Source organism: Variovorax sp. 01N425 (genome assembly GCF_056399465.1).
This window is the reverse complement of record NZ_JBFTRJ010000015.1, coordinates 177,006-186,295: the sequence shown is the minus strand read 5'-3', so window position 1 is coordinate 186,295 and position 9,290 is coordinate 177,006. Positions and strand designations below refer to the sequence as shown.

At 65.0% G+C, this 9,290-nt stretch carries 9 protein-coding genes; 6 read left to right on the top strand and 3 right to left on the bottom strand.

The window, feature by feature from the left end; genetic code table 11:
* Positions 1-468 (top strand): superoxide dismutase (locus tag AC1DSC_RS25365; RefSeq protein WP_478131777.1); only part of this gene is annotated, 468 nt, incomplete at its 5' end.
* Positions 469-540: 72 nt separating this feature from the next.
* Here the strand turns inward: AC1DSC_RS25365 and AC1DSC_RS25360 are convergent.
* From AC1DSC_RS25360 to AC1DSC_RS25350, 3 genes are all read right to left on the bottom strand, one after another.
* Positions 541-999, bottom strand: a complete 459-nt coding sequence (locus AC1DSC_RS25360) for a DUF192 domain-containing protein (RefSeq protein ID WP_012747753.1) — start codon at positions 997-999, stop codon at positions 541-543.
* Between the two features lie 88 nt (positions 1,000-1,087).
* The gene (locus AC1DSC_RS25355; protein WP_012747754.1) at positions 1,088-1,282 is read right to left on the bottom strand and encodes a hypothetical protein; all 195 of its coding nucleotides are present in this window, start codon (positions 1,280-1,282) and stop codon (positions 1,088-1,090) included.
* A 153-nt stretch (positions 1,283-1,435) separates the two neighbouring features.
* On the bottom strand, positions 1,436-1,759 hold the full coding sequence (locus tag AC1DSC_RS25350; RefSeq protein ID WP_012747755.1) for a hypothetical protein: 324 nt from the start codon (positions 1,757-1,759) through the stop codon (positions 1,436-1,438).
* A gap of 219 nt (positions 1,760-1,978) precedes the next feature.
* Here AC1DSC_RS25350 and icd point away from each other — a divergent pair, with 219 nt between their 5' ends.
* The 5 genes from icd (at position 1,979) to sbcB (ending at position 9,288) form a co-directional block, all read left to right on the top strand.
* Entirely contained in the window at positions 1,979-3,238 is a 1,260-nt protein-coding gene (gene icd, locus AC1DSC_RS25345) for an NADP-dependent isocitrate dehydrogenase (protein WP_012747756.1), read from the top strand.
* A 305-nt stretch (positions 3,239-3,543) separates the two neighbouring features.
* Positions 3,544-3,903 (top strand): ATP-dependent Clp protease adapter ClpS, encoded by a 360-nt coding sequence (clpS, locus tag AC1DSC_RS25340; protein WP_012747757.1) that lies wholly within the window; start codon positions 3,544-3,546, stop codon positions 3,901-3,903.
* 67 nt (positions 3,904-3,970) lie between these two features.
* Positions 3,971-6,292 carry an ATP-dependent Clp protease ATP-binding subunit ClpA gene (gene clpA, locus AC1DSC_RS25335; RefSeq protein ID WP_012747758.1) on the top strand — a complete coding sequence of 774 codons (2,322 nt, stop codon included), beginning with the start codon at positions 3,971-3,973 and terminating at the stop codon, positions 6,290-6,292.
* Between the two features lie 110 nt (positions 6,293-6,402).
* Positions 6,403-7,848 (top strand): cardiolipin synthase, encoded by a 1,446-nt coding sequence (gene cls, locus AC1DSC_RS25330; RefSeq protein WP_012747759.1) that lies wholly within the window; start codon positions 6,403-6,405, stop codon positions 7,846-7,848.
* Positions 7,849-9,288 (top strand): exodeoxyribonuclease I, encoded by a 1,440-nt coding sequence (sbcB, locus tag AC1DSC_RS25325; RefSeq protein ID WP_012747760.1) that lies wholly within the window; start codon positions 7,849-7,851, stop codon positions 9,286-9,288. It abuts the gene before it with no gap.
* The last annotated feature ends 2 nt before the right edge of the window (positions 9,289-9,290 follow it).

Genomic DNA, 9,290 nt, shown 5'->3' with positions numbered 1-9,290 from the left:
CTCAACAACCTGCAAAAGGGCACCGAGTTCGAGTCGATGCCTCTCGAGGACATCGTCAAGAAGTCCAGCGGCGGCATCTACAACAACGCCGCCCAGATCTGGAACCACACCTTCTTCTGGAGCTGCATGAAGCCCCAGGGCGGCGGTGCCCCCACGGGCGCGCTGGCCAAGGCCATCGATGCCAAGTGGGGCAACTACGACGCCTTCAAGGAAGCCTTCGTGAAGTCGGCCGTGGGCAACTTCGGCTCGGGCTGGACCTGGCTGGTGAAGAAGGCCGACGGCTCGGTGGACATCGTGAACATGGGTGCCGCGGGCACGCCGCTGACCACCGGCGACACCCCGGTGCTGACGGTGGACGTCTGGGAGCACGCCTACTACATCGACTACCGCAACCTGCGCCCCAAGTTCGTCGAGACCTTCCTGGCCAAGCTGGTGAACTGGGACTTCGCGGCCAAGAACTTCGGCTGAAGAGCCGGGTTCTCCCAATGAGAAAGCCGACCCTCGGGTCGGCTTTTTCGTGGGCTGGCGTCAGGCGGGCGCTCAGCGCTTCGAAGCGGCGAACAGCTCGCCGCCGAGCTTGGCGCCCTTCTTGATGTTCTTCTTGGCGAACCAGCCTTGGTTCATCTCGAGCACGAAGCGCACCGGCTCCTCGGAGCAGTGGGAGTTCTCGGTCATGGGCTGCATGTCGGCCAGGTTGACGATGCGGCCATCGTCCGCCACGAAGGCGGCGGTCAGCGGCAGCAGCGTGTTGCGCATCCAGAAGCACTGGGTGGCCGGCTGGTCGAAAACGAAGATCATGCCTTCGGCCTGCGGCATCTCCTTGCGGAACATCAGGCCGATTTCCCGCTGGCGGGGCGTCTGCGCGACCTGCGCATCGATCTTGTACAGGCCAACGGACAACTGCGTGCGTTGCAGATCGGTCTGGGGCTGCTGCTGGGCCTGCGCGGATCCCATCAGGGCAGCGGCAAGCAGGAGCAGGGCGGCAAAACGCTGGAGCATCGGAAGGCTTCCTTCGAGGGCGGGTTCAAGGGCGCGAGGCCAATAAAAATGCCCGCTGATGCGGGCATTTGCCGGTGAGCGTGGAAGCTTACACCTTCTTGGCTGCAGCTGCGTGCGCCTTGGCCACGTGGCGAACCTTGTGCTTCTTGACGGCGTGCTTCATCGGCTTTGCCTTGTGAACGGCGGCAGGTGCAGCCGGTGCGGGGGCGGGTGCGGGCGGAGTTTGCGCAAAAGCGCCGGCTGCGAAGAGACCGGCGACGAGGGCTGCGAGCAGCTTGTTCATGAGACATCCTTTGAAATTCGTTGATATGGACCACCTCCCTTCGGAAGGTGAACATTCAACGCGGCAGCCGCTCATGCCGGTTGACAGCAGTTTCGTTGCCGCAAGCGAAAAAAAGCGCTCCGTGGAGCGCTCTTTCGTACGGCCTGGGCCGACTTACTGGGGCGTGCCGCCCTGGGTCGACTTGCGCTTCACGCTGCCATCCTTGTTGCGGCGGCGGTCGTCGCGGGTCTTGGCGCGCTTTTCGCCGGCAACGCCAGCCTTGTCGGCGCCGAACGTGCCGCCTTCGGGCGTCTTGGCGATGTCGCCAGTGGGAGCAGCCACTTGGCCTGCGGGCTTGGCTTCCTTCTTCGCTTCGGCGCGGGCTTGCGGCTTGCTGTTGGTGGCGTTCCCTTGCTCGGGCGTGGTGCCGGTGGGGTTCTGGGCGTAGGCGCCAGCGGCGAACAGGCCAGCGATCATGACTGCGAGAATTTTGCTCATTGATGATTCCTCTATCGAGAATTGGTTGGAAACGCCTCCCGGCGAGCAGAAGGTCAGCCACTAACGAGACCATTGTCTCTTAGGTTGACAAACGCCAGCTGATGGGTTGCGTCTAAAATGTACAGCGATTTGTTCGCGGGCTGTACAGCGATTCCCCATCGCTGTCTGAATTCGCAGACAGTCGTCCGAATTACGTCACTCCCGGAGTCATTCCCCCTCATGTCCAGCTACCAGCACATCAAAGTCCCGGCCGAAGGCCAGAAGATCACGGTCAACGCCGACAACTCGCTCAATGTGCCTGATCAGCCGATCATTCCCTTCATCGAAGGCGACGGCACGGGTCTGGACATCACTCCGGTGATGCTCAAGGTGGTGGATGCTGCAGTGGCCAAGGCCTACGGCGGCAAGAAGAAGATCCACTGGATGGAAGTCTATGCCGGCGAAAAGTCGACCAAGGTCTACGGCCCCGACGTCTGGCTGCCCGAGGAAACGCTGCACGCCGTGCGCGACTACGTGGTGTCCATCAAGGGTCCGCTCACCACGCCCGTCGGCGGCGGCATCCGCTCGCTGAACGTTGCGCTGCGCCAGGAACTCGACCTCTACGTCTGCCTGCGCCCCATCCAGTATTTCGAGGGCGTGCCCAGCCCGGTGCGCGAGCCGCACAAGACCAACATGGTCATCTTCCGCGAGAACTCGGAAGACATCTATGCCGGCATCGAGTTCGAAGCCGAAAGCGACAAGGCCAAGAAGCTCATCAAGTTCCTGCAGGACGAACTGGGCGTCAAGAAGATCCGCTTCCCCAACACCTCGGGCATCGGCGTCAAGCCCGTGTCGAAGGAAGGCACCGAGCGCCTCGTGCGCAAGGCGCTGCAGTACGCGGTGGACAATGACAAGCCCAGCGTCACGATCGTGCACAAGGGCAACATCATGAAGTTCACCGAAGGTGGCTTCCGCGACTGGGCCTATGCCCTGGCGGCCAAGGAGTTCGGCGCCGAGCTGATCGACGGCGGCCCCTGGATGAAGTTCAAGAATCCCAAGACGGGCAAGGAAATCACCGTCAAGGACAGCATCGCCGACGCATTCCTGCAGCAGATCCTCCTGCGCCCCGCCGAATACAGCGTGATCGCCACGCTCAACCTGAACGGCGACTACGTGTCCGACGCGCTGGCAGCCCAGGTGGGCGGCATCGGCATTGCCCCGGGCGCGAACCTGAGCGACACCGTCGCCATGTTCGAAGCCACCCACGGCACGGCTCCCAAGTACGCCGGCAAGGACTACGTGAACCCCGGTTCCGAAATCCTCTCGGCCGAGATGATGCTGCGCCACATGGGCTGGACCGAAGCGGCCGACCTGATCATCAGCTCGATGGAAAAGTCGATTGCCAGCAAGAAGGTCACCTATGACTTCGCCCGCCTGATGGACGGCGCCACGCAGGTGAGCTGCTCGGGCTTCGGCCAGGTCATGATCGACCACATGTAATTGCGCGAGCAGCGGCGCTCCGGCGCCGCGCGGCCCAAGCCCTCGAGACCGCCCGGTCTCGAGGGCTTTTCTTCATCCGGCACGGCACGGCGGGCCAGGTTGAGAAATGGCACACCTTGCGCCAAATACCCATTTTTTTCCGGCCGGGTGCCGCGTAATATTTATGCTGCGGCGCAGGCGGAAGGCAGATTTTTTTGCATCCTCTGTGGTGTCGTGCACGACGCAAGCCCCTTGATTTGTCGAATACGCGCCACCAAGTCTTCTTGCGCCGGCACGGTGCTTGCACGCTCTATAGAATCTTTTTTATGGCAACGAGAATTCCCAAGACTCCCAGCACTCCGCCGGCCCAGAAACCGGCCGGGGACGACGGAGATTCGGTCGTTCTGGAGCGGCGGCCGCAAAAAACCGCGCCGCCCCAGATGTACCAGGTCGTCATGCTGAACGACGACTACACGCCCATGGAGTTCGTGATCGTCGTGCTGCAGGAATATTTCAACAAGGATCGCGAAACCGCGACCCAGATCATGCTCAAGATCCACCTCGATGGCCGCGGCGTTTGTGGGGTCTATTCCCGCGACCTGGCGGCCACCAAGGTCAATCAGGTGATGGAGGCCGCGCACCAGGCCGGGCATCCGCTGCAATGCGTCAGCGAACCCATTGCGTGAACCAGTTGAATTGCGCGCGCTCAAACCCATCTGAGAATTTATTTACAGCAAGGCAAAAGGAAATCACATGATTGCCCAGGAACTGGAAGTCAGCTTGCACATGGCCTTCGTCGAGGCCAGGCAGCAGCGCCACGAGTTCATCACCGTGGAGCATCTGTTGCTCGCTTTGCTGGACAACCCGAGCGCCGCAGAGGTCCTGCGCGCCTGCTCGGCCAACGTCGACGACCTGCGGGCGTCGCTCACCAACTTCATCAAGGACAACACGCCCCAGGTGGCGGGGACCGACGATGTAGACACCCAGCCGACGCTGGGGTTCCAGCGCGTGATCCAGCGCGCCATCATGCACGTGCAGTCCACCGGCAACGGCAAGAAGGAAGTCACCGGCGCCAACGTGCTGGTCGCGATCTTCGGCGAGAAGGACTCGCACGCGGTGTACTACCTCCACCAGCAGGGCGTGACCCGCCTGGACGTGGTGAACTTCATTGCCCACGGCATCAAGAAGAGCGATCCGCCCGAGGCCGTCAAGGGCAGCAGCGAATCGCCTTCGGGCGAGGGCGAAGAGGGCGGCGCCGAAAAGAACGAGAAGGCTTCGCCGCTCGAGCAGTTCACGCAGAACCTCAACCAGCTTGCCAAGGACGGCAAGATCGATCCGCTGATCGGCCGCGAATACGAGGTCGAGCGCGTCATCCAGATCCTGTGCCGCCGGCGCAAGAACAACCCGCTTCTGGTGGGTGAGGCCGGCGTGGGCAAGACCGCGATCGCCGAGGGCCTGGCCTGGCGCATCACGCAGACCGACGTGCCCGAGATCCTCGCCGAGGCGCAGGTCTACTCGCTCGACATGGGCGCGCTCTTGGCCGGCACCAAGTACCGCGGCGATTTCGAGCAGCGCCTGAAGGGCGTGCTCAAGTCGCTCAAGGACAAGCCGAACGCGATCCTGTTCATCGACGAGATCCACACGCTGATCGGTGCGGGCGCAGCCTCGGGCGGCACGCTCGACGCGTCGAACCTGCTGAAGCCGGCGCTCTCGAGCGGCCAGCTCAAGTGCATCGGCGCCACCACCTTCAGCGAATACCGCGGCATCTTCGAGAAGGACGCGGCCCTGTCGCGCCGTTTCCAGAAGGTCGACGTGGTCGAGCCGACGGTGCAGGAAACCGTCGACATCCTGAAGGGCCTGAAGTCGCGCTTCGAAGAGCACCATGGCGTCAAGTACGCGGTGGCGGCCCTGCAGGCTGCGGCCGAGCTGAGCGCCAAGTACATCAACGACCGCCACCTGCCCGACAAGGCCATCGACGTGATCGACGAGGCCGGCGCTGCCCAGCGCATCCTGCCGGCCAACAAGCGCAAGAAGACCATCAGCAAGACCGAGGTCGAGGACATCGTCGCGAAGATCGCGCGCATTCCCCCGGCCAACGTCAGCAACGACGACCGCGGCAAGCTGCAGACCATCGAGCGCGACCTCAAGAGCGTGGTGTTCGGCCAGGACAAGGCGCTCGAGGTGCTGGCCTCCGCCGTCAAGATGGCGCGTTCGGGCCTCGGCCGCGAGGACAAGCCGATCGGCTCGTTCCTGTTCAGCGGCCCCACCGGCGTCGGCAAGACCGAGGCGGCCAAGCAGCTGGCCTACATCATGGGCATCGAGCTCATCCGCTTCGACATGTCCGAATACATGGAGCGCCATGCGGTGAGCCGGCTGATCGGCGCGCCTCCGGGCTACGTCGGGTTCGACCAGGGCGGCCTCCTGACCGAAGCCATCACGAAGAAGCCGCACGCGGTGCTGCTGCTCGACGAAATCGAGAAGGCGCATCCGGACATCTTCAACGTGCTGCTGCAGGTCATGGACCACGGCACCCTGACGGACAACAACGGACGCAAGGCCGACTTCCGCAACGTGATCATCGTGATGACCACCAACGCGGGTGCCGAGACCATGAACAAGGCGACCATCGGCTTCACCAACCCGCGCCAGGCGGGCGACGAGATGACCGACATCAAGCGCCTGTTCACGCCGGAGTTCCGCAACCGCCTGGACGCGATCGTGAGCTTCAAGGCGCTGGACGAGCAGATCATCCTGCGCGTGGTCGACAAGTTCCTGCTGCAGCTGGAAACGCAGCTGGCCGAGAAGAAGGTCGACGTCACGTTCAGCGACGGGCTGCGCAAGCACCTGGCGAAGAAGGGCTTCGATCCGCTGATGGGCGCCCGCCCGATGCAGCGCCTGATCCAGGACACGATCCGCCGTGCACTGGCCGACGAGCTGCTGTTCGGACGCCTGATCGATGGCGGCCGCCTGTCGGTCGACATCGACGACAAGGGCGAAGTGCAGCTGGACATCCAGCCGCTGCCGAAGAAGGAAGGCAAGTCCAAGCCGGAAGCCGAAGAAGCCGCTGCCGGATAAGGCGGACCGGCAAGGCCGGTTCCGCGCTGTCCCTGGCAGTACCCAAAAGGCCGGTAGCATTCGCTGCCGGCTTTTTTTTTGGCCGGAATCTATTCGTACGCAGTCTTACTTTGATCCTCCCCGAGCTCAGTCAGGAATGGAAAACCGGCCTCTCTCTGGCCTGGAGCGGCTATATCGCCGTGCTGTCGGTCTGGATCGTGATGCAGAAGCGTGCGCCGGTGTCCACCATGAGCTGGATCCTGTCGCTCGCGCTGCTGCCGTTCGCGGGCTTCGTCATCTATTACTTCCTCGGGCCGCAGCGCCTGCGCAAGCAGCGCGTCAAGCGCCTGCGCAGCCGGGCCAGCGCGCACACGCAGGCCGACCTGGCGCGGCTGCGCGACGCGGCGCAGAACGCGCCGCCGGCGCTGCAGCAGATGGCGCGGCTGGGCACCGCGGCCTGCGGGCTGCCGGTTTCCAGCGCGACGGGCGTGGCGCTGCTCTCGGGCGGCGCGCGCACCTTCGACGCCATCTTCGACGCGGTGCGCGCGGCGCGCGACCACGTTCACCTCGAGTACTACATCTTCGAGCCCGACAGGATCGGCACCGCGCTGCGCGACCTGCTGGTGGAGCGCGCCGGCCAGGGCGTGTCCGTGCGCCTGCTGCTCGACGCACTGGGTTCCAAGCGCATCGGCCGCAAGTTCATGGCGCCGCTGCATGCCGCGGGCGTGCAGGTTGCGCTCTTCCACGACACGCGCATCGGCCGCCGCCTGCGCCCGGTGACCAACTACCGCACCCACCGCAAGATCGTGGTGTGCGACGGCCGCGTGGGCTTTACCGGCGGCGTCAACATCACCGACGAGGAAGACAAACGCACCCGGCCCGACGCCTACCATGACGTCCACCTGCGCATCGAGGGCAGCGCGGTGCGCTGGCTGCAGACCACCTTCCTGGAGGACTGGACCTATGCCACCGGCGAAGACCTGCGCGACATCGACCACCTGATGGGCGCCATGCTGCCGCAGGTCGAGGCCGGCGACATTCCCGTGCAGATCGTGACCAGCGGCCCCGACAACATGCTGGAACCCATCCACCGCATGCACGTGGAGGCGATCCATTCGGCGAGCGAGCGGGCCTGGCTCACCACGCCGTACTTCGTGCCCGGCGAGCCCGCCATGATGGCGCTCACCAGCGCGGCGCTGCGCGGCGTGGATGTGCGCCTGCTGGTGCCGCGGCGCAGCGATTCGGCCATTGTGAGCGCGGCCGCGCGCTCCTACTTCGACGAGCTGATTGCGTCGGGAGTCAAGGTCTGGGAATACAAGGCGCGCATGCTGCATTCCAAGACCTTGGTGGTCGACGACCATTGCGCGATGATCGGTACCGCGAATTTCGACAACCGCAGCTTCAGGCTCAATTTCGAAGTGAGCGCGGTGGTCTACGGCCCCGAGCTGGCACGCCCCCTGGCCGCGCAGTTCGAGACCGACCTGCACAGCTCCGGCGCAGTGCGCGCCCACCGGCCGCAGAGTTTCTGGCGCCGCCTCGGCGACGCGCTTGCACGATTGTTTTCCCCCTTGCTCTGAATGAACCACACCTTTCTCTGGCACGACTACGAAACCTTCGGCGCCGTGCCGCGCCGCGACCGGCCATCGCAGTTCGCCGCCATCCGCACCGACGCCGAGCTCAACGAGATCGGCGAGCCGCTGATGATCTATTGCAAGCCGGCGCCCGACTACCTGCCCAGCCCCGAGGCCTGCCTGATCACCGGCATCACGCCGCAGCTCTGCCTGGAGCGCGGCATTCCCGAGCACGCCTTCGCCGCGCAGATCGAGAAGGCCTTCTCGCAGCCCGGCACCATCGGCGTGGGCTACAACACCATCCGCTTCGACGACGAGGTCACGCGCTTCCTGTTCTGGCGCAACCTGATCGACCCGTACGCCCGCGAATGGCAGAACGACTGCGGCCGCTGGGACCTGCTGGACGTGGTGCGCCTGACCTACGCGCTGCGGCCCGACGGCATCGAGTGGCCGAAGAAGGAAGACGGCAAGCCCAGCTTCAAGCTCGAGGACCTGGCGCGCGCCAACGGCCTGCTGCACGAGTCCGCGCACGATGCGCTGTCCGACGTGCGCGCCACCATCGCGCTGGCGCGGCTCATTCGCGAGCGCCAGCCCAAGCTCTTCGAATTCGCCTTCGGCCTGCACAAGAAGGACCGCGTCGCCAGCGAGCTCGGCCTGCCGGCCATGCGCGAGACGGCGCGGCCTTTCCTGCACGTGTCGGGCATGTTCCCGGTCGAGCGCGGCTGCCTCGGCGTGATGTGGCCGCTCGCGAGCCATCCGACCAACAAGAACGAACTGATCGCCTGGGACCTGGCCCACGACCCCAGCGAGCTGCGCGACCTCGACGTCGAGACCCTGCGCCTGCGCCTGTTCACGCGCACCGCCGACCTGCCCGAAGGCGTGGTCCGCCTGCCGGTCAAGGGCATCCACCTCAACAAGTCGCCGATGGTGGTCGGCAACCTGCGCACGCTGGCGCCCGCCATGGCCGAGCGCTGGAACGTCGACCTTGACGCGGCGCTGCGCCACGCGGCCATCGCGCGCGACCTGCCCGACATGAGCGCCATCTGGTCGCAGGTGTACGCGCGGCCCAAGGAGGCGGTGCCCGATGTCGATGAAGACCTCTACGGCGGCTTCGTCGGCAACGGCGACCGGCGCCGCCTGAACCAGCTGCGCGCGCTGTCGCCCGAGGAGCTCGCCAAGGATCGCACCGGTTTCGACGACGGGCGGCTCGAGGAAATCCTCTTTCGCTACCGCGCGCGCAACTGGCCCGAGCTGCTCAGCTCGGAAGAGGCCGAACGCTGGGAGGCGCTGCGCGCCGCGCGGCTCTTCAAGGGCGAGGGCGGGGCGCGCACCATCGAGATGCTGTTCAGCGAAGTCGATGCGCTGTCCGAAACCGCGGACGAGCGGGGCGAAGAGATCCTGGGCGCACTCTACGAGTACGCCGAGGCCATCGCGCCCGAAGCCTGAGG